Below are 25512 nucleotides of genomic sequence, written 5' to 3'. Positions count from 1 at the left end.
CCGGCTGTACCCGGAGCCGACAGGCGAGGTGCGCATGAGTCTTTCCCTGCGCTTCGCAGCCGGATCGCACAAGGGGATGATCCGGGAGGGCAACGAGGATTCCGGCTACGCCGGTCCCCGCCTTCTCGCCATCGCCGACGGCATGGGCGGACAGGCGGCCGGTGAGGTCGCCAGCTCCGAGGTGATCTCCACCCTCGTCCAGCTCGACGACGACGTCCCGGGCTCGGACATCCTCACTTCGCTCGGTACGGCGGTCCAGCGGGCCAACGACCAGCTGCGCGTGATGGTCGAGGAGGACCCCCAGCTCGAGGGCATGGGCACCACGCTCACCGCCCTGCTCTGGACCGGTCAGCGCCTCGGCCTGGTCCACGTCGGCGACTCCCGCGCGTACCTGCTGCGCGACGGTGTCCTCACCCAGATCACCCAGGACCACACCTGGGTGCAGCGGCTGGTCGACGAGGGCCGGATCACCGAGGAAGAGGCCACCACGCACCCGCAGCGCGCGCTGCTGATGCGTGCGCTGGGCAGCGGTGACCGGGTCGAGCCCGATCTCTCCATCCGTGAGGTCCGGGTCGGCGACCGGTACCTGATCTGCTCCGACGGGCTGTCCGGTGTCGTCTCCCACCAGACCCTGGAGGAGACGCTCGCCAGCTACCAGGGCCCCCAGGAGACCATCGGCGAGCTGATCCAGCTCGCCCTGCGCGGCGGCGGCCCCGACAACATCACCTGCATCGTCGCCGACGTCCTCGACGTCGACGGCAACGACACCATGGCCTCGCAGTTCAACGACACCCCCGTCGTCGTCGGCGCGGTCGCCGAGAACCAGGCGGCGCAGATGGCCGCCGCCGAGAGCACGGCCGCGATGCAGACCCCCGCCGGACGTGCGGCCGGCCTCGGCCGTCCCGTACCGCCGCCCGCGGGGGGCTTCGGCCCGCCCGGCAGCGGTGACGGCGGCGCGTACGGAGAGACGCCGGAAGGCTCCTTCGACTCGTACACCGACGACGACTTCGTGAAGCCCGGCGGCGGCCGCAAGTGGCTGAAGCGGTCGTTCTACACCGTGCTGGCGCTCGCCGTCGTCGGCGGCGGCCTCTACGGCGGCTACCGCTGGACGCAGAACCAGTTCTACGTGGGCACGACGAACGAAAACGTCGCGCTGTTCCGCGGCATCAGCCAGGACCTGGCGTGGGTCTCGCTCTCGAAGGTCGAGAAGAACCACCCCGAGATCGAACTCAAGTACCTCCCGCCCTATCAGCGCAAGCAGGTCGAGGCGACCATCCCCGAGGGCAACCTCGCCGCGGCCCGCGAGAAGATCGCCGAGCTCGCGGTCCAGGCGTCCGCCTGCAAGAAGGACGCCCAGCGACGCGCGGCGGCGGAGAGCGATGCCCGCCCGGACACCGGCAAGTCCGGCGGCATCGACGCAGACGCCCCCAAGACGTCGTCCACGTCCAAGGACACCAAGACCAAGCCGAAAGCAACGACTGCCACTCCTGGTCCCAGCCTCTCGGAGGAAGAGAAGAAGCTGGTCCCGCAGTGCGGTAAGCAGTAAAGCCGTAGGGGGCCTTCAGCACCATGAGCGTTGTCACCAATACGACCACGATCGGCGCGATCGACGCACCGAGCCGTCGCAACACCGAACTGATGATGATGGGCTTCGCCATCGCCATCTCTGTGTTCGCCTACGCCAATGTCGGGCTCGCCATCGACGGCAAGCTCCCGTCCGGCATGTTCGGTTACGGAGCGGGACTCATCCTGCTCGGCGGCGTCGCCCACCTCGTGGTGCGCAAGTTCGCCCCGTACGCGGACCCGCTGCTGCTGCCGCTGGCGACCCTGCTCAACGGGCTGGGGCTGGTGCTGATCTGGCGACTGGACCAGTCACAGCGCCTGATCCAGCGCGCGGAGCTCGCGTACGGGAAGTACAGCCCCGACGCCCCCAAGCAGCTGCTGTACTCGGCCATCGGCATCGCTCTCTTCGTCGCGGTGCTGGTGGCTCTCAAGGACCACCGCATCCTTCAGCGCTACACCTACATCTCGATGGCCGTGGCGCTGGTCCTGCTGATCGCGCCGATGTTCTTCCCGGCGGTGAACGGCGCGAAGATCTGGATCAGCCTCGGCCCGTTCACCATCCAGCCGGGAGAGTTCGCCAAGATCCTGATCGCGGTGTTCTTCTCCGGCTATCTGATGGTGAAGCGTGACGCGCTGGCGCTGGCCAGCCGACGCTTCATGGGGATGTACCTGCCGCGCGGCCGCGACCTCGGTCCGATCATCACGATCTGGGCCCTGTCGATCCTGATCCTGGTCTTCGAGACCGACCTCGGTACGTCCCTGCTGTTCTTCGGCCTCTTCGTGGTCATGCTGTACGTCGCCACCGAGCGGACCAGCTGGATCGTCTTCGGTCTGCTGATGTCCGCGGCCGGTGCGGTGGGCGTGGCGTCCTTCGAGTCCCATGTGCAGCAGCGTGTGAACGCCTGGCTCGACCCGTTCTCCAAGGCGACCTGGGCGCAGAGCGACCAGCTCGCCCAGTCACTGATGGCCTTCGGGTCCGGCGGCACGCTCGGCACCGGACTCGGCCAGGGCCACTCGGACCTGATCATGTTCGCCGCCAACGCCGACTTCATCCTCGCGACCGTCGGCGAGGAACTGGGCCTGGCCGGGATGATGGCCGTCTTCCTGATCTACGGCCTGATCATCGAGCGTGGTGTCCGCACCGCTCTGGCGGCCCGCGACCCCTTCGGCAAGCTGCTCGCCATCGGGCTCTCGGGCGCCTTCGCCATCCAGATCTTCGTGGTCGCCGGCGGCGTCATGGGCCTCATCCCGCTCAGCGGTATGACCATGCCGTTCCTCGCGTACGGCGGTTCGTCCGTGCTGGCCAACTGGGCGCTGATCGCCATCCTGATCCGGATCAGCGACACCGCCCGCCGCCCCGCCCCGGCCCCCGCCCCCTCACCCGACGCCGAGATGACCCAGGTGGTCCGACCGTGAACAAGCCCCTGCGCCGGATCGCGATCTTCTGCGGCGTCCTCATCCTCGCCCTGCTCGTACGCACCAACTACCTCCAGTACGTCCGCGCCGACGAGCTGAACGGCCGCGACGAGAACCGCCGCGTGAGGATCGAGCGCTACGCGCACGAGCGCGGCAACATCATCGTCGACGGCAAGTCCGTCACCGGGTCCGTCGAGACCAAGGGCAGCGACTTCAAGTACAAGCGGGTCTGGAAGGACGGCCCCATGTGGGCGCCCGTCACCGGATTCGCCTCGCAGGCCTTCGACGCCACGCAGCTGGAGAAGCTCGAGGACGGCATCCTCACCGGCAACGACGACCAGCTCTTCTTCAACCGGACGCTGTCGATGTTCACCGGCGGGAAGAAGCAGGGCGGCAACATCGTCACCACGCTGAACGGCGCCGCCCAGAAGGCCGCCTTCAAGGGGCTCGGCGGCAGGAAGGGCGCCGTCGCCGCGCTCGACCCGCAGACCGGCGCGATCCTGGCGCTGGTGAGCACCCCGTCGTACGACCCGTCGGTCTTCGCGGGCAATTCCGACAAGGACTCGGAAGCCCGCCAGCAGCTCCTGAAGGACAAGGACAAGCCGATGCTCAACCGGGCATTGCGCGAGACCTACCCCCCCGGCTCGACCTTCAAGGTCGTCACCGCCGCCGCGGCCCTGGAGAACGGGCTGTACACCGACATCGACGCCAAGACGGACTCGCCGCTGCCCTGGCGTCTCCCGCTGAGCACCCAGGACCTCGACAACGAGGGCAACATCCCCTGCAAGGACGCCTCGCTCCGGGAATCCCTGCGGTGGTCCTGCAACAGCGTCTTCGGCAAGATCAGCGACGACCTGGGCAACGAGAAGATGATGGACGAGGCCGAGAAGTTCGGCTTCAACAAGGAGATCTTCACCCCGGTCCGCGCCGACGCCAGCGCCTACCCCAAGGACAACCGTCCGCAGAACGCCATGGCGGGTATCGGTCAGGCCTCCAACCGCGCCACCCCGCTCCAGATGGCCATGGTCGCCGCGGCCGTCGCCAACGACGGCAAGCTGATGCAGCCGTACATGGTCGCCGAGCGCCAGACGCCCAGCCTCGATTCGATCTACACCCACGAGAAGGAGCAGTTCAGCCAGCCCCTCTCCGGTGAGAACGCGCAGAAGCTCCAGCAGATGATGGAGACCGTCGTCAAGAACGGCACGGGAACCAACGCCCTCATCGACGGCGTCACAGTCGGCGGAAAGACCGGTACGGCCCAGCACGGTCTGAACAACAGTGAGAAGCCGTACGCCTGGTTCATCTCCTACGCCAAGACCGACAGCGGCTCCCCGGTCGCCGTCGCCGTTGTCGTCGAGGACGGCCAGGCCAACCGTGACGACATCTCCGGTGGCGGTCTTGCCGCCCCGATCGCGCGGGCAGTCATGAAGGCGGTCATCGACAGCAAGAAGTGATGCCCGCCACATCGGGTGCCATATCTGCACATGGGGATACCGGTCGGGTATCAGGTCCGCACTCCGGGCCGATCAGGTAGTGCGCGGCCGGTAGCGTATGCGCGAGCAGCACACCGCCGGACCACACACCGGTGCGGTCGGGACTGACGGAGAGGGCTGGAACAGTTATGGAAGAGCCGCGTCGCCTCGGCGGCCGGTACGAGCTGGGCTCGGTGCTCGGCCGTGGTGGCATGGCCGAGGTCTACCTCGCACACGACACCCGGCTCGGCCGCACCGTAGCCGTGAAGACGCTCCGGGCCGATCTGGCCCGCGATCCGTCGTTCCAGGCCCGGTTCCGCCGTGAGGCCCAGTCCGCCGCCTCGCTCAACCACCCGGCGATCGTCGCCGTCTACGACACCGGCGAGGACTACGTCGACGGCGTCTCCATCCCGTACATCGTGATGGAGTACGTCGACGGGTCGACCCTCAGGGAGCTCCTGCACTCCGGCCGCAAGCTGCTGCCCGAGCGCACTCTGGAGATGACCGTCGGCATCCTCCAGGCGCTGGAGTACTCGCACCGCGCCGGGATCGTCCACCGCGACATCAAGCCGGCGAACGTCATGCTGACGCGCACCGGCCAGGTCAAGGTCATGGACTTCGGCATCGCCCGCGCCATGGGCGACTCCGGAATGACGATGACCCAGACCGCCGCCGTCATCGGCACCGCCCAGTACCTCTCCCCCGAGCAGGCCAAGGGCGAGCAGGTCGACGCGCGCTCCGACCTCTACTCGACCGGCTGCCTGCTGTACGAGCTGCTGACGGTGCGGCCGCCCTTCATCGGGGACTCCCCGGTCGCGGTCGCCTACCAGCACGTGCGGGAAGAGGCGCAGCCGCCGAGCACCTTCGATCCCGAGATCACGCCCGAGATGGACGCGATCGTGATGAAGGCACTGGTCAAGGACCCCGACTACCGCTACCAGTCGGCCGACGAGATGCGGGCCGACATCGAGGCCTGCCTCGACGGCCAGCCGGTCGCCGCCACCGCGGCGATGGGCGTCGCCGGTTACGGCGGCTACGACGCGTACGGCAACGAACAGCCGACCACCGCACTGCGCGCCACGGACCAGAACGGCGCCCCCACCTCCATGCTGCCCCCGGTCAACCCGGAGGACGGCAGCTACGACGACCGCCCGGACCGCCGCCGCCAGAAGAAGAGCAACACCTCGACGATCCTGCTGATCGTCGCGGGCGTCCTGGTGCTGATCGGCGCGGTCCTGATCGGCCAGCAGCTCTTCAACAGCTCCGAGACGGACAACAAGGTCGACGCGCCGAACCTGGTCGGCCTGACCCTCGACAAGGCGGAGAGACTCGCGGCCAACGCCGAAGTGGTCATGAAGATCGGCGCGCGCGAACCGTGCGAGGACCAGCCGAAGGGCAAGATCTGCAGTCAGACGCCCGACGTCGCCGCCTCGATGGAGAAGCAGGGAACCGTCACGGTCACCGTCTCCACCGGCGCCCCCAAGATCGAAGTCCCGGACGTGACCAACCAGTCCCAGGACGACGCCCGGAAGTCGCTGGAGGACAAGGGCTTCACGGTCAAGGTCGTCACGGAGGAGTCCGAGAAGAGTCCGGACACCGTCATCAGCCAGAACCCCGAGGGAAGCTCGAAGGCGGAGAAGAACTCCGAGGTGACGATCACCGTCGCCAAGGAAGCCGCCCTGGACCTCCCGGACGTCCGCACCCGTACGTACGAGGCGGCCGAGGCACAGCTCAGGGGCATCGGGTTCACCAACATCTCGCGCGCCGACGTCGACTCGGAGCAGCCGGCGAACACGGTGGTCGAGCAGACCCCGGGCTTCGGCAAGCAGGCCAAGAACGTGCAGATCGTGCTGAAGGTCTCCAAGGGCCCGCAGCAGCCGGAGAAGGCCACCGTGCCGGATCTGCGCGGCAAGACCCTCGCGGAAGCGAAGGCGCTGCTCGCCGGGGCGGGCCTCCAGCTCGGCCAGGTGCAGGGACCGAACGACGACAACGCGAAGGTCATCGGCTTCCAGCCGGAGGCGGGCCAGCAGGTCGACAAGAACAGCGCGGTCAACGTCGTCACCATGCCGGGCGGCGGGGACGGCAACATCTTCGGCGGCCCGTCCGGCTCACGCCGCTGAGCCGGTAGGCACGCCACCGCGAAGGGCCCCGGTCACCGCCTCTGGTGACCGGGGCCCTTCGTCGTACGCGGGCGGGGTGTGCTCAGCGCAGCTCCGCCGGCTTCGTGCGGTCCTTGTCCACCTTCTCGGTGCGCACCAGCTCGCCCCACACGATGTAGCGGTACTTCGAGGTGTAGACCGGCGTGCAGGTCGTGAGCGTGATGTACCGGCCGGGCTTCTTGGCGCCCGAGCCCTCCGGCACCGGCTGGAGGACGTCGACGTTGTACTTCGACGTCTCGGGAAGCTCCTTGAAGACCTTGTAGACGTACCAGGTGTCCCGGGTCTCGAAGACGACCGGGTCCCCGGTCCTCAGCTTGTCGATGTTGTGGAACTTGGCGCCGTGCCCGTCGCGGTGGGCGGCCAGGGTGAAGTTGCCCTTCTCGTCCCACGGGAGGGCCGACTTCACCGGGTCGGTGTAGTAGCCGGCGATGCCGTCGTTGAGATTCTCGGTGTCGGTGCCCTTCTTGACCAGCACCTCGCCGTTCTTCATCGCCGGGACGTGCAGGAAGCCGATGCCGTCCTTCGTGTCCAGGGCACCCGGCCCGCCCGCCCAGCGGTCGCGGACGGTGTCACCCTGCTTGGTGGCCTCGCGGTCGGCGAGGACGTTCGTCCACCAGAGGGAGTAGACGACGAAGAGGCCCAGCACCAGACCGGCGGTGATCAGCAGCTCGCCGAAGACGCTGACCGCGGTCGCCACGGGATGCCGGCCCCGGCTCCGGGACGGCGGCGGGGGCGCCGACTCGTCGGTCTGCTCGTCATGCTCGGTCCTAGCCGTCACCGCACCCATTCCTGTCCTGATGTTGATTCAGCTCACGAGCGCGTCGGGCTTCCCCTTGCTGCGCGGTCGTTCGTCGATCATCTTGCCCCAGACGATCAACCGGTACGTACTCGTGAATTCCGGTGTACAGGTCGTCAGCGTGATGTACCGGCCCGGCTTGGTGAAGCCGGAGCCCCGCGGGACCGGATCGATCACCGAGACGTTGGACGGCGACGTCTGCGGCAGCGTCCTCGTCATCTCGTACGTGTAGTACGCATCCTGCGTCTCGACCACGATCGGGTCACCGGGGCTCAGCCGGTTGATGTAGCGGAACGGCTCGCCGTGGGTGTTGCGGTGACCGGCCAGGGCGAAATTGCCCTGCTTGGCGGAGGGCATCGCGGTGCGGAGTGAGCCCTCGCCGTAGTGCCCGACCATGCCGCGGTCGAGGACCTTCTCCTTGCTGATGCCCTCGGCGATCGGGGCGACCACGTCCAGCTTGGGTATGTGGATGATGGCGAAGCCCTGGCCCGCCTCGAAGACGCCCGGAGTGCGGTCGCCCTTCGCCCAGTCGTCCTGGATCTTGTGGGTCTCCTTGCCCGCGTACTGGTTGGCGCGGATGTTCGTCCACCACAGCTGGTACGTGACGAACAGCAGCATCAGCACGCCGAAGGTGATGAACAGCTCGCCGGTGACCCGGCTGGCCACCACCGCGGGGCTGTCCTTGGCCGCGCGCGCCGCGCGCCGGGCCTCGACGCGCGACATCGGGCGGCCGGGCGCCGCGGCGGGCGGCGGGGCCTCCGCGTGCGGCTCGGACCGGCGCCGTCCCCGTCCCTTGGCGGCGCGACGGCGCTCGGCACGGCCGCCGGTACGCGGCTCGGGATCGGGATCGGGCTCGGGAGGCGGAATCTCCAGGTCCGATTCCGGGCCCGGACCGGGGACCGGGGCTCCGACGTACAGGGCCCCGACGTCCGGGACCCCGGTGTACGGGGCCTCGGCATCCGCGGCCCGGACTTGCGGGGCCTGGACTTGCGAGGCCTCGACGCCTGCGGCACGGGCGTCCGGGAGCCGGACCGGGGGCATGACTTCGGTGGCCTGGGCCCCGGGGTCCTGGGCGGGCGCCTGCCGCCCGTACCAGTCCCGTTCGAAGCCCTCGGGGTCGTACCACTCCTGCGGGGTCTCCTCGGGGCCCTGCGTCCCGTACGGGGCCTCTGGCCGCGGCTCCGGGGCCCTGTGCTGGCCCGTCCCCGGCGCCACTCCCGTCCCCCGGGGCTGGGCCGGGACGCTGTCCGCCCTGAACCACGGCGAGGTGTGCCGCCCCGGCAGCGGGTCGGTCAGCGGGTCGGCCAGCCCGCCGACCGCCGCCTCGAACGCGCCCGCGGTCCCGTACGTTCCCTGCTCGTACGGGCCGTCCTGTCCGGCGTCGGGTTCGGGGCGGGGTGCGGTCACGCGACGGCCTTGCCCACCACCGGCGCGAGCCCCGCCGACCGCGCGACGGCCCCTGTGTCACCGCACTGCGCCAGCCAGTTGGCCAGCATCAGATGGCCGTGCTCGGTCAACACGGACTCCGGGTGGAACTGCACTCCCTCGACCGGCAGTTCGCGGTGGCGCAGCCCCATGATGATGCCGTCGGCCGTCCGCGCCGTCACTTCCAGCTCCGCCGGAACGGTGTCCGGCTCGGCGGCGAGCGAGTGGTAGCGGGTCGCGGTGAAGGGGGACGGCAGGCCCGCGAAGACCCCTCCGCCCTCGTGGGTCACCGGCGAGGTCTTGCCGTGCAGCAGCTCCGGGGCACGGTCCACCACGCCGCCGTAGGCCACCGCCATCGACTGCATCCCCAGGCAGACCCCGAAGACCGGGACGCCCGTCGCCGCGCAGTGGCGCACCATCTCGACGCAGACCCCCGCCTCCTCCGGAGTGCCGGGGCCGGGCGACAGAAGGACGCCGTCGAAGCCGTCCTGGGCGTGTGCCGTGGTCACCTCGTCGTTGCGCAGCACCTCGCACTCGGCGCCGAGCTGGTAGAGGTACTGGACCAGGTTGAAGACGAAGCTGTCGTAGTTGTCCACCACGAGAATGCGGGCGCTCACTGGCCGCCCCCCGTCCCGGTCGCGCCGTCGACCGTCACGTCGCCGAACGGAAGCAGTGGCTCCGCCCAGGGGAATACGTACTGGAAGAGCACGTAGACGACGGCCAGCACCAGCACCAGCGAGATGAGCGCACGCACCCATGAGTTGCCCGGCAGATGCCGCCAGATCCAGCCGTACATGTCGTCCCTCCATTCGGTACGGGACCAGACTAAAGGGCCGCGGCATCGGCGTGGGTCAGCTGTGGAAAGCTGCCGGCCTGCCTTTCGCCACGGGCTGGGTGGCGTCGAGATGGGCCCAGGCGATCAGCCGGTGGCTGCTGCCCCACTCGGGGTCGCAGGTGGTGAGCGTCAGATAGCGGCCTGGCCCGTCGAAGCCGGACTTCCGGGGGACGGGGTCGATGACCCCGATGTCGCTCGGCACCGTCCGGTACGGCGTACGGCCGATGCGGTACGTGAACCACGTCGTCCCGTCCGTCAGCAGCACCGCGTCGCCCGTCCGCAGCTTCGGGAAGTCCTTGAACGGGTCCCCGTAGGTGCGCCGGTGACCGGCCACCGCGAAATTGCCGCTCTCGCCGAGGCGGGCCGTGGCCGCGTAGTGGCCGAGGCCCTTCTGCAGGGTTCTGACCTCGGTGTTCTCCAGGACCGGCCACTCCCAGCCCTTGCCGAAGCGGGGGATGTACATCATCGCGAACGGCTTGCCGTCCCGGTACGGGGGCGCGGCGGGCCGCTTCGGCGCGGCCGGGCCGGACGAAGGGGCGGGCGCCGGTGCGGAGGCCGTTCCCTGCGCCCACCGGTCGCGCAGGGACGCGATCTGCCCCTCGGTCGCGTCGGCCGCCCGCACACCCGTCCAGAACAGCACGTACACCACGAAGAGCACGATCAAGGCGCCGACGGTGAGGCAGAGTTCGCTGAGCGTCCTGACAACCAGTCGCACCGACACCTGCCGGCCTCCCCACAGCCGCTGGCTACTGCTTCACGGGCTCCGCGTAATGGAGGTCCACTGTGCCCGAGTAGCCGGGAAGAGTCACCGCCTCGTGCTCGTCGACTTTCCAGCCGAGCCCGTAGGCCTTCACGTACAGCAGGTAGTTGCTGATCGCCGGGGAGCCGTTGAGCGCCTGCTTGAGCCGTCCCGGATCGCCGACCGCGGTGATCTTGTACGGGGGTGAGTAGACCCGGCCCTGAAGGATCAGGGTGTTGCCGACGCAGCGGACCGCGCTGGTGGAGATCAGCCGCTGGTCCATGACCTGGATGCCCTTGGCACCGCCCTGCCAGAGGGCGTTGACCACGGCTTGCAGGTCCTGCTGGTGGATGACCAGGTCGTTGGGCTGCGGCTCGGGGTAGCCGGGGTTGGCGGTGGCGTTGGGCGGGGCGTCGTTCAGCGTGACGGACACCGAGCGGCCGGTGAGCTTCCTGGTGCCGGCGGCCCGCTCCAGCTCGCCCAGCCGGGCGGCCTCGGCCTTGGTGCTGCCGTCGTCCTGCCGGACCAGGGTGTCGATGTCGTCGCGCACGACCGCGTTGGTCTCGTCCAGCTGGGCGTTCTTGTTGCTGCGCTGCTGGATGAGGTCGGAGAGCTTCAGCAGCGAGGAGTCGGTACGGATATTGGTGCCCTTGGCCGTGTTGGCGCTGGTGACGAAGATCAGTCCGGCAAGGGCGAAGACGGCAGCGGTGAGCACCCGGGCCGGGTGCCGGAGCGTGCGCCGGACCGGGCCTTGACGGGAGTCGGCAGAATTGCTCAACGTACCCTTATCTCCTTAGGCACCAGGGAAGCACTACGCTAACGGACGCCCGGGCGAGGCAGTATTCCCCCTTGAGCCCCACCCAGGCGCCCGACACAGTTCCCTGCGCGGTCACGCAGCGCATCGACAGGAGAGTTCCTCGTGCCGAAGTCACGTATCCGCAAGAAGGCCGACTTCACGCCGCCCCCGGCGAAGCAGGCAACCAACATAAAGCTGACCAGCCGCAGCTGGGTGGCGCCGGTGATGCTGGCGCTCTTCCTCATCGGGCTGGCCTGGATCGTCGTCTTCTACGTGACCGACGGCGATCTGCCGATCAAGGACCTGGGGAACTGGAACATCGTGGTCGGCTTCGGCTTCATCGCCGGTGGCTTCGGCGTCTCCACGCAGTGGAAGTAGCGCCCTCGGCCCCGTTACCCCGACGTTGTCCACATCGTTATCCACAGGTGGGGGAAAAGGTCAGACGATCTGTGGATAACCCCCTGAGGGTTGACGCCGATGTGACTGCAGCCTCCCTCGTCGAGGGTCGGCACGCCCCTTGTCCTGGCTGGAGAAACCCAGCTCAGCGACAAGGGGCACAGTTGTTCCCCACCACATGCACAAGATCCGGCACACGCTGTGGACAAGTACGGCGGCGACAGCGGTGAACGGGACGCTCAGGCCCGAAGGACCGGCCGCTCAGCCCCGGAACGACTGCTCAGGTCCGAAAGACCGGCCGCTGAGGCCCGGACCGGCCACCGCGGGTGGACGGGCCCCGCTCAGGTCAGCGCGGCCGTTCTGCCGACGACGACGAGAACCACAGCCGCCAGGACCAGGGCGCAGGTGCCGTACTGCACCAGGGCGCGCCGCTCCCGGGGGGCGTACACCATGCCTGCGGCGATCACCGTGCCCGCGATCAGACCGCCGACATGGGCCTGCCAGGCGATTCCGCCCCAGGGGTTGAAGGTGATGACCAGGTTCACCGCGAGCAGCACGAGAACCGGGCGCATGTCGTAGTTGAGCCGGCGCATCAGCACGATGGTGGCGCCCAGCAGGCCGAAGATCGCCCCGGAGGCACCGAGTGAGCTCTGACCGGGCGGAGCGAGCCAGTAGGTGAGAGCACTGCCGGCCAGGCCGGAGAGCATGTACAGCGTGAGATAGCGGGCGCGGCCGAGCGCCGCTTCCAGCGGGCCGCCGAGCCACCACAGTCCCAGCATGTTGAACGCGATGTGCCACACCTCCTGGTGCAGGAACATCGACGTCACCAGCCGGTACCACTGGCCCTCCGCGACACCTTCGAGCGGACCGCCGTAGTAGATCTCGTGGCGGCCGAACAGACACAGCCGGGCGACCAGCTCGATGCCCTGGGCCAGCACCGCCAGATACACGGCGATGTTGATGCCGAGCAGGATCTTGGTGACCAGGCGGGGATCGGCGGCGAGGGCGCCGCCCGCGATCGTACGCGGCGCGGCGGCGGAGGAGCCGTGTCCCGTACCCGATCCCTGGCGGACGCAGTCGGGGCACTGGAAGCCGACCGCGGCGTCGACCATGCACTCGGGGCAGATCGGACGCTCGCAGCGGGTGCACCGGACGTTCGCCTCACGGCCGGGGTGGCGGTAGCAGCCGAGCGAGCCGTCCACCGCGGGCGGCTCGCCGCCGCTCGGCGGCTGCTGCTGGTCCATCGGTCCCATCGCTTCCCGGTCCCTTCCAGTCCTGGTCATGGCGCACACGGCGCCGCGACAGGCGCGGCGCACACCATGCCGCCCCGCCCATCCGCTCTGTATGAATACGGACGAACAGGGCGGTTGGTTCCCGGACCGATGATCAATCCGTGACCGGACGGCGACCTTGGGTGATCATCGGGTCCCGATGGCGACCGACTCGATCACGACGTCCTGCACCGGACGGTCGGTGCGCGGGTTGGTCTGGGTCTCGGCGATCGCGTCCACGACCTTCTTGCTGGCCTCGTTGCTGACCTCGCCGAAGATGGTGTGCTTGCCGGTCAGCCAGGCGGTCGGCGCCACGGTCACGAAGAACTGCGAGCCGTTGGTGCCCGGACCCGCGTTGGCCATGGCCAGCAGGTACGGCTTGGTGAAGGCGAGGTCGGGGTGGAACTCGTCGGCGAACTTGTATCCCGGGCCGCCGGTGCCATTGCCGAGCGGGTCGCCGCCCTGGAGCATGAAACCGCTGATGACGCGGTGGAAGATGGTCCCGTCGTACAGCCGGGCCGTCGTCTTCTGGCCGGTGTTGGGGTCCACCCACTCCCGCTCGCCCTGGGCGAGCTCGACGAAGTTCTTGACGGTCTTGGGCGCATGGTTCGGCAGGAGCCGGATCTCGATGTCGCCCTGGTTGGTCTTCAGGGTGGCGTAAAGCTGCTCAGCCACGATCTGCCTTCCGTGAGTCTTGCGTGACATCGGCCCGCCGGGACATCGGGTCGCCGGAGGCCGCTCACCGATTGTCCATCGTCAGTGACGCTCCATCGATCCTCGCACGGACCGCGCGCCCCGGCGGCCGATCGCCGCCCATGGATGCGTGGCGCTCACCTTCCTGCCGCATTGCGGTACGAAGCGTGGCATTGTCGTGCGAAAGCACCCACCGCACGGGGTGCCCCGGGTACCCCGGATGCCCGCCCCGCATGCCGGACGGGAATCCGGCGGGCATGATCTCGAAATGGGTGGAAAGGCGGAGTATCCACCCGCCACCAAGGAGGAGGATCCCGTGACCCGCATCGACAGCGTGCGCGCCGCAACCGACTCGGCGAAGGAGAGCGTTCAGCACGCCGCGGACGTGGTGGCGCCTTACGCCGACACGGCCAGGGAGCAGGCCGCGCACCTCGCGTGCGAGGCCCGCGCGCGGCTGGCGCCGAAGGTGTCCAAGGCGGCCCAGCAGGCCCGTGACCAGTACGACTCCCATCTGGCGCCGCGCCTCGAGCTGGCCCTCGCCCATGTGCCGCCCCGGATCGACGAGGCCGGGCGCCGCGCCGCGCACCGTACCCGCCTGGCGGCCCGGTCCGCCGCGGAGTACACGGTGCCGCGGGTCGAGCAGGCGATGGCCGCGGCCCAGCCGATGGCCGAGGAGGCCTCGGCGCGCGGTGCCGCCGCGCTGGCCGCCCTGCGCGGGCAGGTCACCGCGGACGAGATCCGGCGGCTGGACAGGAGGCACGCGTGCCGGGCGAAGGCCGGGCGGCTGGGCCGGTGCTTCCTCGTGGCCGGCCTCGTGGCGGGCGGCGCCTACGCCCTCTGGCGCTGGTGGGACCGGCAGTCCAACCCCGACTGGCTGGTCGAGCCGCCCGCCGCCACGGAGGTCTCCGACCGTACGCCGCTGACCTCGGTCGACGGCAGCGGACCGGCCGAGCCCGGCCCGGGAACGGCCGAGGGGGCCGACGGGACGGACGGATCGGAGGGTCCGGACGGCGGGCGCTGAACACGGCGCCACGCGTCGCCGCTCGGCCGGTCAGCTGGTAACCGGTCAGGGGCGTTCGAGGTGCGGGGTGCTGCCGGACTCCGCCAGGACGCGGTCGACGGTGAGGACCGGCGGCACCGTCGCGACGCTGCCGACCACCCCGATCCACAGCGTCGGCACCACGCCGATCGCCGACCCGAGCCGGCTCGCGAGCAGTGACGCGAGCGGCATTCCGCTCCGGACGACGAAACGTATCGAGGCGTTCATCCGCCCGAGGAGACGCGCGGGGCACCGTCCGCCTCGGCCGGGTTCCCGTGCCGGCACACCGGCACGGGAAGGAGAGCAGTCGCGGCGGTGAAACCCGCTGTTCCCGCCGGCGCCTTCCAGCCTCTCGAGTCGGGTACTCCCGGCGCCCGCAGAGGGCGGGAGGCCCGGCCGGGGAACCCCGCCTCCCGCCACCACACGTCACTGATCGACGTGCTGCGGCGCCCAGGAATTCACCCGTGGACCCGCGGCGCTTCGGCCCGCCGCCTCAGGCCTCGTCCGACTCCCGGACACGGTCCGCGTCGCAGTAGTCCTGGTGCCAGTACGGGTAGGGCAGCGGCGGGGCACTGACCTTGTCGAGGGCGGCGTGCTCCTCGGGGGTCAGCGACCAGGTCGTCGCGGCCAGGTTGTCGGTGAGCTGACGTTCGTTGCGGGCGCCGATGACCACGGAGGTGACGCCCTTCCCTTCCAGCGCCCAGCGCAGCGCCACCTGGGCCGGGCTCACCTCCCGCTCCTGCGCGATCCTGCGCAGCACGTCGATGGTGTCGAAAGTCCGCTCGGGGTCGACGGGCTCGAACCAGCCGACTGCCCGTCGCGTGCCCGGGGGCGGCGTGGCGCCCCGCTCCTGGTGGCCGCTGAGCAGACCACCGGCGAGCGGGCTCCACACCATGACGCCCACGCCCTCGGCCTCGGCCATGGGCAGCAGTTCCCACTCGACCTCGCGGGCGGCCAGGTTGTACTGGATCTGGTGCGAGGCGAACCGCTCGAATCCGGTCCGCTCGCTGGTGGCGAGGGCGCGGGTGAGCTGCCACGACGTCAGGTTGGACGCACCGGTGTAGCGGACCTTGCCCGCCCGGACGAGGTCGTCCAGGGCCCGCAGGGTCTCCTCCCACGGGGTGCGGCCGTCCCAGCCGTGCGTCTGGTAGAGGTCGATGTAGTCGGTGCCCAGCCGGCGCAGACTGGCCTCCACCGAGCGCACGATGTGGTGCCGGGACAGGCCGCGGTCGTTGGGAGACCCGCTGCCGTCGGGCATCTGCCAGCGCACCTTCGTCGCGATGATCACGTCGTCGCGGCGGGCGCCCAGGGTGGCGCCGAGGACTTCCTCGGACTGTCCGGCGGAGTACATGTCGGCGGTGTCGAAGAAGTTGACGCCCGCGTCCATGCTCGTGTGGACGAGCCGCCGGGCCTCGACGGTATTGAGCCGGCCCATGTGCTGGAAGCCGTGACGGCCGCCGAACGTCATGGTGCCGAGGCAGATCTCGGAGACCTGGAGGCCGGTGCGGCCCAGGTAGCGCATACGCATACGAATCGTTCTCCTCGGTCTCTCAGTGCGCCTCGACGGGCACCTGAACGGCGGCCGCCGGAGCCTCGGCCGTCCCGGTCCGGCCGGGGCGCAGGAAGGCGATGGCGGCGATGCCCGCGAGGAGCAGCGCACCGGCGGCGACCAGCAGACCGCCCTGTACGCCGTGGAGGACGGCGGCGGGGCCGCTGCCGCCCGCGGAGTCGATGCCGGCCGCGGCAACGGTGGCGAGGACCGGGGTGCCGATGGTGACGCCAAGCTGCTGGCCCGTGTAGGCGAGGCCGGTGGCCAGGCCCTGCTCGTGGTCCGGCAGGCCCGAGGTGGCGGTGATCATGTAGCCGACGACGGCGAGGAGGTGGCCGAATCCGCCGGCCGCGGTGGCGATGAGGAGCAACGGCATGCCGCCGGCGGTGTCGAGGAAGTAGAGCGCGGCCGTGCTCGCGGCCTGCAGCAGCAGACCGTAGACGAGGGCCCGGTGGACGCCGATCGCACCGATGATCCGGGCGGCGAAGGCACCGCCGAGGACGGCCGCGATACCGAGGGCGGCGAAGGTGAAGCCTGCGTCAAGCGGGCTCATCCCGCGCACCTGCTGCATGTACAGCGTCAGCAGGAACACCATGCCCGTCATCATCGCGAAGGTGATCAGGCCGGTGGTGTTGCCCCAGCTGACGGTGCGGCGGCGCAGCACCTTCAGGTCGACGAGTGGCGCGGCGACCCGCGACTCGATGGCGAAAAAGGCGATGAGGAGCACGACTCCGGCGGCGAGGGAGAGCAGGGTGGTGGAGGAGCTCCAGCCGTTGCGCTCGGCCGAGGTGATGCCGAAGATCACCGAAAGGAGGCCGCCGGTGACGGTGACGGCGCCGAGGAGGTCCAGCTTCGGGGTTTCCTCGTTGCGGCTTTCCTTGATGAGGATCGGGGCGGCGATGGCGGCGACGGCGCCGACGGGGACGCTGATGAAGAGCGTCACGCGCCAGCTGGTGAGGTCGGTGATGACTCCGCCGAGGACCACGCCGGACAGAAAGCCGAGCGACAGCAGGGCGCCGTTGATGCCGAGCGCGCGGTCGCGCTGCGAGCCCTCGGCGAAGCTGGTGGTGAGCAGGGACATCGCCGCCGGGGTGAGCATGGCGGCCGCGACGCCCTGGGCGGCGCGGGCCGCGAGCAGGACGCCGGGGGTGGGAGCGAGGCCGCCGACGAGCGAGGCGATCGTGAAGAGGGCCATGCCGACGACGAACCAGTTGCGCCGGCCGTAGAGGTCGGCGGCCCGGCCGAAGAGCAGCAGCAGGCCGCCGGACGGCAGAGCGAACGCGGTGATCACCCACTGCAGGTCGCTCAGTTCGAAGCCGAGGTCCTCACCGAGGGCGGGCAGCGCGACGCTGAGGATGGAGAAGTCGAGAGCGAGCATGAACTGCGCGCCGCACAGGAGGGCGATGATGAGCCACTGGCGGGTGGTGAACGGCACTTTGCCGCTCGGCTGAGTGGCGGAGTCGGAAGTCATGCCAGAAGGCTGGCAAATGTCGCAGCACTGTGGGGAGCCCGAACATATCCTGGGTTCATGACCACCAGCCTCAACGCAGTACGGGAGCCCCGTCGACGCGAGGAGCTCAAGCACTTCCTGCGCACGCGCCGGGAACGGCTCGGGCCCGAGGACGTGGGACTCCCTCCTGGCGTACGCCGGCGCACGCCGGGGCTGCGCCGGGAGGAGGTCGCGATGCTGGCCGGTATCGGCACCTCCTGGTACACGTGGCTCGAACAGGGCCGGGACATCAAGGTGTCGGAGCAGGTCGTGGATTCGATCAGCCGGACGCTGCTGCTGGACGCCGTGGAACGGGACCACCTGTACCGGCTGGTGGGGATGAACCCGCCGCAGCGCACGGCGGACGACCCGGCGGACACGGCACAGTTGACGGCCCTCCTGGAGGGCTGGATGCCGAGTCCGGCGTATGTCATCGACCGGTGCTGGGACATCGTGGGGCTCAACCGTGCGGCCGGTCTCGTCTTCGGGTTCGGCGAGCGGGACACCAACTGTCTGGTGTCCTTCTTCACCAACCCGGCGTTCAAGGCGCGCCATCGGTACTGGGCGGAGGTCGCTCCCGGCCTGGTGTCCGAGTTCCGCAGGGACGCCGCCCGTTACCCGGAGGAATCGCGGTTCACATCGATCTCGCGCCGGCTGACGGAGGAGAGCGAGGAGTTCGCGCAGCTGTGGTCGCGGTACGAGCTCGCGGCGAAGAACCAGGGCGTGAAGGCGATCGACCACCCTCGGGCGGGGTTCCTGATCTTCGACCACTCCGTGCTCGAGATCCCGGACCGTCCGGGGATCCGGCTGATGCTGCACACGGCGCGTCCCGGCACGGAAACCCGCGAGAAGGTCGTGGAACTGCTCGAGCGGGACGAGCGGAAGGGCAGGATCTCGCTGGTCGAGGCAGGCTGAGCGGTCCGCGGCAGGCCTGTGCCGAGGCCTGTGCCGAGGCCTGTTTCGAAGCCTGCCTCAAGGACGCGTCAGGCCGCCGCCGGGCTGGTGGGAGCCATGGGCGGGAGGGCTCGCAAAAGAACGACTGAAGACCGACTCAAGGCCAGTACGGGAAGTCAAGACAGACCTCATCTCAGTGACAATGCTCTGATACATATGACTGCGATCGGTTCCCGTGAGCAGAGGACATCCCGTGGTCAAGAAGAGCAGGCTCGTAACCGCCGGCGCCGTCGCCGCGGTGGCGCTCGGCGCCGGATTCGCCCCCCAGGCCGCCGCCCGGGCCGACGTCACGTCCGACGTCCCCCCGGTCAGCTCGGTCACGCTGAGCCAGGGCGTCACCTCGGCGCCCTTCGAGATCAAGGCGAAGGGCGACCGCAAGGTCCTCTACCGCAAGGCGGTCGTGCAGCCCGGCGCCTCCACGGGCTGGCACTACCACGTGGGCGAGGAGATCGCCGCCATCAACTCCGGTACGTTCACCCGGATCGACGGCTCGGACTGCTCGGTGAAGGAGTACGGACCGGGTGAATCGCTCGTGGAGCCCGTGGGCCCGAACACCGTCCACATGGGCGTCAACAGGGGCACCGAGCCGGTCGAGCTGTACGTCGTCGACATCATCCCCACCACGGCCACCGCGCCGAGCACGGCCGCCCCGGACCCGGGATGCGACATCGGACCGGCGACGTCGAAGAACACGAGCACCGAGGCCAAGTGATGCGTCTTCCGACTCCGTTGGGCATCTCGGGCCCCTCGCTCCGGCTGCCCCCGGGCCGCCAGAGCGTGGCGGAGGCGGTCGCGCGTCGGCTGGTCGACGCCGAGACCGCCGACGAACTCGGTTACACCGCACTGCCGGTGGCCGACCTGGCACCGCCCGAGATGGCGGTCGAGGCCGGCCGCGAGGCCCTCTCCGCGGCCGGCGTGGACCCCGGCGCCGTGGGCATCCTGCTGCACGCCTGGATCCACTACCAGGGCCACGACCTGTGGTCCCCCGCGCACTTCGTCGCCGCCCGGCTCGGCGCCGACAACGCCGTGCCCCTCGGCGTCCAGCAGGTGTGCAACGGCGGCGCGGCGGCCGTGGAGCTCGCCGCCGCCCGGCTGTTCGTCGAGCCCGGCCTCGGCCATGCCCTGATCACCACCGCCGACGCCTTCGCGGAGCCCGGCTTCGACCGCTGGAGCGGGGACTACGGCATCGGGTACGGCGACGGGGCCACCGCCCTCGTCCTGCATCATCTGCCGGGACGGGAGGGCGGCCGGCCGGCCGATCTGATCCTGCACTCCGTCGCCACGGTCGCCGCGCCCCGGCTGGAGCGCATGCACCGCGGCGACGACCCGTTCGGCCCGGCCGCCCGCTCCCTCAGGCCGCGGGTCGACATCCGCCGTACCAAGAAGGCGTTCCTCCGGGCGGAGGGCATGGAGGCATTCACCGGGGCGAGCGCCGCGTCGCTGCGGAAGGCGGTGGAGACATGCCTGGCAGACGTGGGCGGGTCGGCCACGGGCGATGTGCCGCTGCGCTACGTGGTGGCGCCGCGGCTCGGCCGCAGGACGATCGACCTGGCCTACGCTCCGCCGCTGGCCGAGCTCACCGGGGCGGAACTGCTGCGTCCCGGCGCCGAGACCGGACATCTGGGAGCCGGCGACGCCGCGGCCAGCCTTGCGGAGCTGTGGACCCGGCGGATGCTGGGCCCCGGTGAGTACGCGCTGGTGGTGAGCGCCGGCGCCGGATTCACCTGGTCATGCCTGCTGGTCAGCGGGGCCTGAGCGGACTCCACGCGCATCCGCGCGGTCCCCGTACGAAAGGGTCCGCGGGCACCGTGCCCGCGGACCCTTCGCACCATCGGCCCGGCTCAGCCGGTCGCGCGCAGCGCCGGCGCCGGGCCGTGCACCACGTTGCCCATGCCCCGGCGGTCCGGCTGTCGTACGACGATGGTCCGGTCGGCCGACCTGAGCCGGGGCGTGTCCAGCGACGGCTCGCCGCGCAGGATGTCCCGCTCCGTCCGGACCAGGAACGGCGAGGGCTCCAGCCCCAGCTCCTCCACCAGCCGGGCCCGCAGCCGCCGCATGGTGGCGAGCGACTCGGCCCGCCGGCCGCAGCGGTACAGCGCGAGCATCAGGTGCCGGTGGAAGTTCTCGTGGAGCGGGTGGCGGGCGGCGAGCTCGGTGAGCTCCGGAACCAGGGTGTGGTGCGCGCCGCGCTGGAGGTCGGCATAGATCCGGTGCTCCAGCGTGCACAGACGGGACTCGTCCAGGTGGACGATCCGGGCGCTGAGCAGTTCGCCCGCCTCCACGTTGACGAGTGCCGGGCCGCGCCACAGCGAGACGGCCCGGTGGAGCAGATCGGAGCCTTCCACGAATTCGCCGCGCTGGACCGCTGCATTTCCCGCGGCGGTCAGCATCTCGTACTCGGCTATGTCCAGCGCGACTTTGCGCGTGGACAGCACATAGCTGCTACCCTCGGTAATGAGAATTTCTTCGGCGATTTCCGCGGCACTCTTATTGAGGGCTTCTGCGATAACTCGACGAACTTGTCCGATATACGTCTGGATCGTTGCGGTGGCAGTCCGTGGGGGACTACTCCCCCACAGCTCTTGCACAAGTGCATGGATCGATATCGCGCTGTCGGCGTTGACAGCGAGCAGAGCAAGCAGACGACGCGGCTTGGGCGCCAGGACGATCGGCTCCAAGTTATCGTCGAAAACGGCCATCGGGCCCAGGACATGAATCTGCACCATTCCCCCTTGCTGGTACATCCATCCCACCTTGCGGCGAAATGGTCAAACCCTTCGTTTTCCGCGCAGGTATATGCAACGAGCGCGATCCACGAGACCAGATTATTATAGCAAAAGTCAAGCAGAAAACTGTTTTCGATCCACAGCCGGGTGAAATATTTACAGGCCGGACGCCTCTTCGCAATCCATCTCCCGGATGGCAAGAGAAAAACCACCTCGAATTTCGCCAGGAAATGAATTCGAGATGGTTTTTCCACGCCTACCGGATATCTCCGGTGGTGTCAGCCGAGAGACCCCAGGACGGCGATCGTCCGCTCCAGGTACTCCTCGAACCGCGCCCTTTCCTCGGGTGTGAACTCGGCACCCAGTGAGCCCTCGACTCGCAGAGCCGCCTTGTCGGCCTTCTTCGCGATGGCGCGGCCGGCCCGGGTCGCCCGGTTGACCACGACCTTCTGGTGCAGCTCCGAGGGTTCACGGAACACCAGGTCGGCCTTCTCCAAATTGGTCAGGACCGTCGCCATCGTCTGCGGCGTGACCATGCACTCGCGCGCGAGCTGGGCCGCGGACATGCCGTCCGAGACCGACAGCAGCAGGAGGACCGAGTATTGGGGCACCGTCAGGCCGAATTCCCGCAGCACGTCCGTCTTGCGCCCGATCAGAGCCTGCTCGGCCCGCTTGATCGTGTGCCCGAGTCGACCTGCGGCGACCGTCTCCGTCGTCGTCTTCGCCATATCAATAGTCTTGCATACAGCAGAGGACGAAGCGGTAGTCGTGCATTGCCGCCGCCGCACCGGCCGGTCGTCTCTCCCCGCGGTGCGTCCGGTCACCGGCTCGTCCGGCGCCTGACCGGCGGGATCGCGCAGGTCAGCCGGGCGGTGCAGGTGCGCCGGCCGTTCTCGTCGCGGATGACGATCTCGTACGTGGCGGTGTGCGTGCCCACGTGCAGCGGCCGGCACTCGCCGACGACCCGGCCCGACCGCGCCGCGCCGTGGTGTGTGCAGGACAGTTCCTGGCCGACGATGATCCGGTCGGCTCCCGCGTGCGTCCAGGCCGCGAGCGACCCGAGCGTCTCGGCGAGCACGGCGTTGGCCCCGCCGTGCAGCAGACCGATCGGCTGGCGGTTGCCCGTGACCGGCATGGTGCCGGTCACGAGGTCCGGCTCGCACACGTCGATCTCGATGCCGAGCCGCTGCACCAGCTGTTCGCCGATGTAGGGGGGCAGAACCTCGACGGGTCCGAGAGCGGTCTGTGTCACGACCCGTCCCCTCGCAGTGCGGGGACGGGCTCGGGCGAGGCCGCGGCCGGCTCGCCGGCGGCTTCGACGGCGCCGTCGGCCGAGGGCTTGCCGTCCTTCAGCAGGCTCGCCACGACCACGGCGGTGATCACGCAGCCCGCCGCGACGATCCACATGGTGGTGTGCAGACCGGCAGCGTAGGCGTCGACCATCGCGGCCACCGACCGGTCCCGGACCTCGCCCGCGGGCAGCGTCTCGGCGGCCTCTGTCAGACCGCCCTGGAGGGCACGCGAGGTCAGCGCGTCGGCACCACCCCGGAAGGCGGAGGCCGCGTCGCTGTCGAGGGCGCTCTTGGTGAACGCCGTGACGAGAGCGCCCAGACCGGCCATGGAGACCGCGTCGGAGGTGAGCCGCACCGTGTTGAACATGCCCGCGGCCATACCCATCCGCTCCGGCTCGACGGCCGAGACGGCCGCGCCGTCCAGGATGCCCAGCGAGATGCCGTAGCCGATGCCCAGGAAGAGCAGCGGGCCGGCCAGCGCGCCGATCGAGGCCCCCGGCTCCACCATGGTCAGCCAGGCGGCGCCGACGGCGGAGAAGGCGAGCAGTACGACGAACAGGGCGCGCTGGGAGACCTTCTGCGCGACCACACCCGTGATGGCGGGCATCACCAGCGACGGGCCGGTCAGCAGCAGCAGGGCCAGGCCGATCCGGACGGCCGACAGGCCGCTCGTGGAGGTCAGGTACGGCGGCAGCACGATGACGAGCGCGACGAAGCTGAACGCCAGCACGAGCGGCACCAGGCAGACGGCGAGGAACTGCGGGCGGGCGAAGAGTCCCAGGTCGAACATCGGATGCACGGCGCGGCGCTCCACGGCCACGAAGACCAGGAGCAGGACCAGGCAGCCGACGGCCGAGGCAAGCACGATCGGGGCGGTCCAGCCGCGGCCCGGCCCCTCCACCAGGGCGAGGACGAACAGCGCGATGCCGAAGCCGAAGGCGAAGGTGCCGGCCCAGTCGAAGCGGGGTCCGCGGGCCGGTTCCGCACGGGGCAGCAGCGGCGTGCTCAGCAGGACGAGCGCGGCGACCCCGGCGAGCACGAGGAAGACCGAGCGCCAGCCCCACAGGTTGACCAGGACGCCGCCGAACATCGGACCGAACGCGAGGCCCGCGCCCAGGAAGGTGCCGAACAGTCCGAACGCCTTCGCCCGGGCGGGGCCGTCGAACGCCTGGGCCACGATCGCGGTGATGGAGGCGAGCGCCGCGCCACTGCCGAAACCGGAGATGGCGCGCGAGACGTCGAGCAGCAGGATGCTGTTGGAGAGACCGGAGACCGCCATCCAGAACGCGAAGAAGGCCATGCCCCAGGTGAACATCCTGCGGTGGCCCACACGGTCGGCGAGAGAACCCATCGCCGCGAGGCTGCTGGACGCGGTCAGCATGTAGCCGTCGACCACCCACTGGGCAGCGGCGAGGGAGCTGTGCAGGTCGGCGCCGATGTCGGGAACGGCCACGGACGGGCCGGTCACCACCAAGGTCATCAGCGGGCCGACGACGCACGCCGCGGCGAGCGTCGCCCGCGGGTTGCCGGTGGACACGGAGAATCACCCCTGTTCTGTTCTATTCGTTGGCAGGCATGTGTAAGACCTCTGCCATAGAGTAGGAGGCTGAGCATAGGAGATGTCAATGTCGTATGGCAGAGTTCTGCATGAAGACGAGGGACTGTCAGACGAATCCGGCGGACAGGACTCCGCGGGCACAACGGGAGAGGCGGTGCGCACGAACATGCGCAGGATCCAACTGGGCGGCACGGAGCGGACCTTCGGTGCTGTCGGCCTCGGCTGCATGGGCATGTCGTGGGGGTACGACGAACTGGGCCGGGACGAGAGCGAGTCCATCGCGGTCGTACGGCACGCCATCGACCTCGGCGCCGACCTGATCGACACGGCCGACCAGTACGGCCCGTTCACCAACGAACTGCTGGTCGGCAAGGCGCTGCGGGGCTACCGCGACAAGGCCCTGCTCGCCACCAAGGGCGGGCTCGTCGTCGATGACCCGGCCACCTACAGGAGCCACCGGGACGGCCGGCCCGAGTATCTGCGCGCCGCCGTCGACGCGAGCCTCCAGCGGCTCGGTGTGGACCACATCGACCTCTACCAGCTGCACCGCATCGACCCCGAGGTACCGGTCGAGGAGAGCTGGGGCGCGCTCACGGAGCTGGTGAAGGAGGGCAAGCTCGGCGCGATCGGGCTCTCCGAGGCGTCGGTGGAGGAGATCGGCCGGGCGCACGCGGTTCACCCGGTCTCATCGGTGCAGAGCGAGCTGTCGCTGTGGAGCCGGGAGGCCCTGAAGGACGGTGTGGTGGAGTACTGCGGCCGTGAGGGCATCGCGTTCATCGCGTTCGCTCCGCTCGGCCGGGGCTTCCTGTCCGGCCTGATCACCAGCCCGCAGGACCTGCCCGAGGTGGACGGGCGGCACCGGATCCCGCGGTTCCGGCCCGAGGCCATCAGCGCCAACCAGGCCATCGTCGACCGGGTACGGGACCTGGCCGACGGCATCGGCGCGACCGTCGCGCAGGTGGCGATCGCCTGGGTGCTGGCCCAGGGCGGGCACGTGGGCGTCATCCCCGGCACCAAGACCCGTCGCTACCTGGAGGACAACGTGGAGGCCGGCTCCCTGACCCTCCCGGCCGAGGTGCTGGCCGAACTGGCCGAACTGCCGGAGGCGGTCGGCGCGCGCTGAGCCCGTCCGCGGGGCGACACCGAAGGGGCGCCCCGCTCGCGGCGCCCCTTCGCGCGCTCTCCCGGGGTCATACCGGCTGGCGGCGCGGGGCCGGCCGCCGGCCCCCCCGCCGCGGCGGCCGCGCCGCGGGCGGCCGCCCCCGCGGCGCTCCCGGCGCCGCGCCCACGGCCGCTGCCCACCGTCCTGCCGCTGGAACGCCTGGACCGGGTGATGTTCGGCAC

25 protein-coding genes and 1 pseudogene are annotated in these 25512 nt (G+C 69.9%); 10 read left to right on the top strand and 16 right to left on the bottom strand.

The window, feature by feature from the left end:
• Nucleotides 1-34 precede the first annotated feature (34 nt).
• From ACFCV8_RS01665 to pknB, 4 genes are all read left to right on the top strand, one after another.
• Entirely contained in the window at nt 35-1546 is a 1512-nt protein-coding gene (locus ACFCV8_RS01665) for a PP2C family protein-serine/threonine phosphatase (RefSeq protein ID WP_376683228.1), read from the top strand.
• Nucleotides 1547-1569: 23 nt separating this feature from the next.
• The gene (locus ACFCV8_RS01660; protein ID WP_376683227.1) at nt 1570-2979 is read left to right on the top strand and encodes an FtsW/RodA/SpoVE family cell cycle protein; all 1410 of its coding nucleotides are present in this window, start codon (nt 1570-1572) and stop codon (nt 2977-2979) included.
• Nucleotides 2976-4433: a penicillin-binding transpeptidase domain-containing protein gene (locus tag ACFCV8_RS01655; protein WP_376683226.1), complete on the top strand. Its 1458-nt coding sequence runs from the start codon at nt 2976-2978 to the stop codon at nt 4431-4433. The genes ACFCV8_RS01660 and ACFCV8_RS01655 overlap by 4 nt, the downstream gene beginning before the upstream one ends.
• Nucleotides 4434-4600: 167 nt before the next feature.
• Nucleotides 4601-6571, top strand: a complete 1971-nt coding sequence (gene pknB / locus ACFCV8_RS01650) for a Stk1 family PASTA domain-containing Ser/Thr kinase (RefSeq protein WP_376683225.1) — start codon at nt 4601-4603, stop codon at nt 6569-6571.
• Between the two features lie 82 nt (nt 6572-6653).
• On the opposite strand, the gene ACFCV8_RS01645 is transcribed toward pknB, so the two are convergent.
• From ACFCV8_RS01645 to ACFCV8_RS01620, 6 genes are read right to left on the bottom strand one after another with little or no spacing between them, the layout of a single operon-like run.
• Nucleotides 6654-7388, bottom strand: coding sequence for a class E sortase (locus ACFCV8_RS01645; RefSeq protein ID WP_376683224.1), 735 nt, complete (start codon nt 7386-7388; stop codon nt 6654-6656).
• Between the two features lie 27 nt (nt 7389-7415).
• Nucleotides 7416-8813 (bottom strand): class E sortase, encoded by a 1398-nt coding sequence (locus tag ACFCV8_RS01640; RefSeq protein WP_376683223.1) that lies wholly within the window; start codon nt 8811-8813, stop codon nt 7416-7418.
• On the bottom strand, nt 8810-9448 hold the full coding sequence (locus ACFCV8_RS01635; RefSeq protein ID WP_376683222.1) for an aminodeoxychorismate/anthranilate synthase component II: 639 nt from the start codon (nt 9446-9448) through the stop codon (nt 8810-8812). Before ACFCV8_RS01635 ends, ACFCV8_RS01640 begins: the two co-directional genes overlap by 4 nt.
• On the bottom strand, nt 9445-9627 hold the full coding sequence (locus ACFCV8_RS01630; protein ID WP_376683221.1) for a hypothetical protein: 183 nt from the start codon (nt 9625-9627) through the stop codon (nt 9445-9447). Before ACFCV8_RS01630 ends, ACFCV8_RS01635 begins: the two co-directional genes overlap by 4 nt.
• A 55-nt stretch (nt 9628-9682) precedes the next feature.
• Nucleotides 9683-10387 carry a class E sortase gene (locus tag ACFCV8_RS01625; RefSeq protein WP_376683220.1) on the bottom strand — a complete coding sequence of 235 codons (705 nt, stop codon included), beginning with the start codon at nt 10385-10387 and terminating at the stop codon, nt 9683-9685.
• Nucleotides 10388-10412: 25 nt separating this feature from the next.
• Entirely contained in the window at nt 10413-11183 is a 771-nt protein-coding gene (locus tag ACFCV8_RS01620; protein WP_376683219.1) for a DUF881 domain-containing protein, read from the bottom strand.
• Nucleotides 11184-11324: 141 nt separating this feature from the next.
• On the opposite strand from ACFCV8_RS01620, the gene crgA reads away from it, so the two are divergent.
• Entirely contained in the window at nt 11325-11579 is a 255-nt protein-coding gene (crgA, locus tag ACFCV8_RS01615; protein WP_093548084.1) for a cell division protein CrgA, read from the top strand.
• 359 nt (nt 11580-11938) lie between these two features.
• On the opposite strand, the gene ACFCV8_RS01610 is transcribed toward crgA, so the two are convergent.
• Both ACFCV8_RS01610 and ACFCV8_RS01605 read right to left on the bottom strand, forming a co-directional pair.
• Nucleotides 11939-12841: a rhomboid family intramembrane serine protease gene (locus ACFCV8_RS01610; RefSeq protein WP_376683279.1), complete on the bottom strand. Its 903-nt coding sequence runs from the start codon at nt 12839-12841 to the stop codon at nt 11939-11941.
• Between the two features lie 174 nt (nt 12842-13015).
• A complete protein-coding gene (locus ACFCV8_RS01605; protein ID WP_376683218.1) occupies nt 13016-13543 on the bottom strand; it encodes a peptidylprolyl isomerase in 528 nt (175 codons plus the stop codon).
• 334 nt (nt 13544-13877) lie between these two features.
• On the opposite strand from ACFCV8_RS01605, the gene ACFCV8_RS01600 reads away from it, so the two are divergent.
• The gene (locus ACFCV8_RS01600) at nt 13878-14582 is read left to right on the top strand and encodes a DUF5324 family protein (RefSeq protein WP_376683217.1); all 705 of its coding nucleotides are present in this window, start codon (nt 13878-13880) and stop codon (nt 14580-14582) included.
• A gap of 45 nt (nt 14583-14627) precedes the next feature.
• Here ACFCV8_RS01600 and ACFCV8_RS01595 read toward each other — a convergent pair whose 3' ends face one another.
• From ACFCV8_RS01595 to ACFCV8_RS01585, 3 genes are all read right to left on the bottom strand, one after another.
• The gene (locus ACFCV8_RS01595; RefSeq protein WP_376683216.1) at nt 14628-14828 is read right to left on the bottom strand and encodes a hypothetical protein; all 201 of its coding nucleotides are present in this window, start codon (nt 14826-14828) and stop codon (nt 14628-14630) included.
• Nucleotides 14829-15093: 265 nt separating this feature from the next.
• Nucleotides 15094-16128: an aldo/keto reductase gene (locus ACFCV8_RS01590; protein WP_376683215.1), complete on the bottom strand. Its 1035-nt coding sequence runs from the start codon at nt 16126-16128 to the stop codon at nt 15094-15096.
• 22 nt (nt 16129-16150) lie between these two features.
• The gene (locus ACFCV8_RS01585) at nt 16151-17620 is read right to left on the bottom strand and encodes an MFS transporter (RefSeq protein WP_376683214.1); all 1470 of its coding nucleotides are present in this window, start codon (nt 17618-17620) and stop codon (nt 16151-16153) included.
• Between the two features lie 57 nt (nt 17621-17677).
• Between ACFCV8_RS01585 and ACFCV8_RS01580 the strand changes: the two genes are divergently transcribed.
• From ACFCV8_RS01580 to ACFCV8_RS01570, 3 genes are all read left to right on the top strand, one after another.
• Nucleotides 17678-18553, top strand: coding sequence for a helix-turn-helix transcriptional regulator (locus ACFCV8_RS01580; protein ID WP_376683213.1), 876 nt, complete (start codon nt 17678-17680; stop codon nt 18551-18553).
• Between the two features lie 214 nt (nt 18554-18767).
• A complete protein-coding gene (locus tag ACFCV8_RS01575) occupies nt 18768-19304 on the top strand; it encodes a cupin domain-containing protein (protein WP_376683212.1) in 537 nt (178 codons plus the stop codon).
• Nucleotides 19304-20347, top strand: coding sequence for a 3-oxoacyl-[acyl-carrier-protein] synthase III C-terminal domain-containing protein (locus tag ACFCV8_RS01570; protein ID WP_376683211.1), 1044 nt, complete (start codon nt 19304-19306; stop codon nt 20345-20347). Before ACFCV8_RS01575 ends, ACFCV8_RS01570 begins: the two co-directional genes overlap by 1 nt.
• 86 nt (nt 20348-20433) lie before the next feature.
• Here ACFCV8_RS01570 and ACFCV8_RS01565 read toward each other — a convergent pair whose 3' ends face one another.
• The 5 genes and pseudogenes from ACFCV8_RS01565 to ACFCV8_RS01545 all read right to left on the bottom strand — a co-directional run bounded on the left by ACFCV8_RS01565 (nt 20434) and on the right by ACFCV8_RS01545 (nt 24147).
• Nucleotides 20434-21027: an AfsR/SARP family transcriptional regulator gene (locus ACFCV8_RS01565; RefSeq protein ID WP_376683278.1), complete on the bottom strand. Its 594-nt coding sequence runs from the start codon at nt 21025-21027 to the stop codon at nt 20434-20436.
• A 66-nt stretch (nt 21028-21093) separates the two neighbouring features.
• Nucleotides 21094-21291: pseudogene (locus tag ACFCV8_RS01560) on the bottom strand (winged helix-turn-helix domain-containing protein); the annotation flags it as partial.
• Nucleotides 21292-21596: 305 nt separating this feature from the next.
• Nucleotides 21597-22046 carry a MarR family winged helix-turn-helix transcriptional regulator gene (locus ACFCV8_RS01555; protein WP_376683210.1) on the bottom strand — a complete coding sequence of 150 codons (450 nt, stop codon included), beginning with the start codon at nt 22044-22046 and terminating at the stop codon, nt 21597-21599.
• 92 nt (nt 22047-22138) lie between these two features.
• On the bottom strand, nt 22139-22570 hold the full coding sequence (locus ACFCV8_RS01550) for a hotdog fold thioesterase (protein WP_376683209.1): 432 nt from the start codon (nt 22568-22570) through the stop codon (nt 22139-22141).
• Entirely contained in the window at nt 22567-24147 is a 1581-nt protein-coding gene (locus ACFCV8_RS01545; protein ID WP_376683208.1) for an MFS transporter, read from the bottom strand. Before ACFCV8_RS01545 ends, ACFCV8_RS01550 begins: the two co-directional genes overlap by 4 nt.
• Nucleotides 24148-24334: 187 nt before the next feature.
• Between ACFCV8_RS01545 and ACFCV8_RS01540 the strand changes: the two genes are divergently transcribed.
• Complete coding sequence (locus tag ACFCV8_RS01540) at nt 24335-25291, top strand: aldo/keto reductase (RefSeq protein WP_376683207.1); 957 nt, start codon at nt 24335-24337, stop codon at nt 25289-25291.
• Nucleotides 25292-25512 lie beyond the last annotated feature (221 nt).

The sequence above is a fragment of the Streptomyces sp. NPDC056347 genome (assembly GCF_042262625.1).
In the GTDB taxonomy this organism is placed as follows: domain Bacteria; phylum Actinomycetota; class Actinomycetes; order Streptomycetales; family Streptomycetaceae; genus Streptomyces.
The sequence above is the reverse complement of the archived record's forward strand: the minus strand, read 5'-3'. Positions and strand labels throughout refer to the sequence as shown.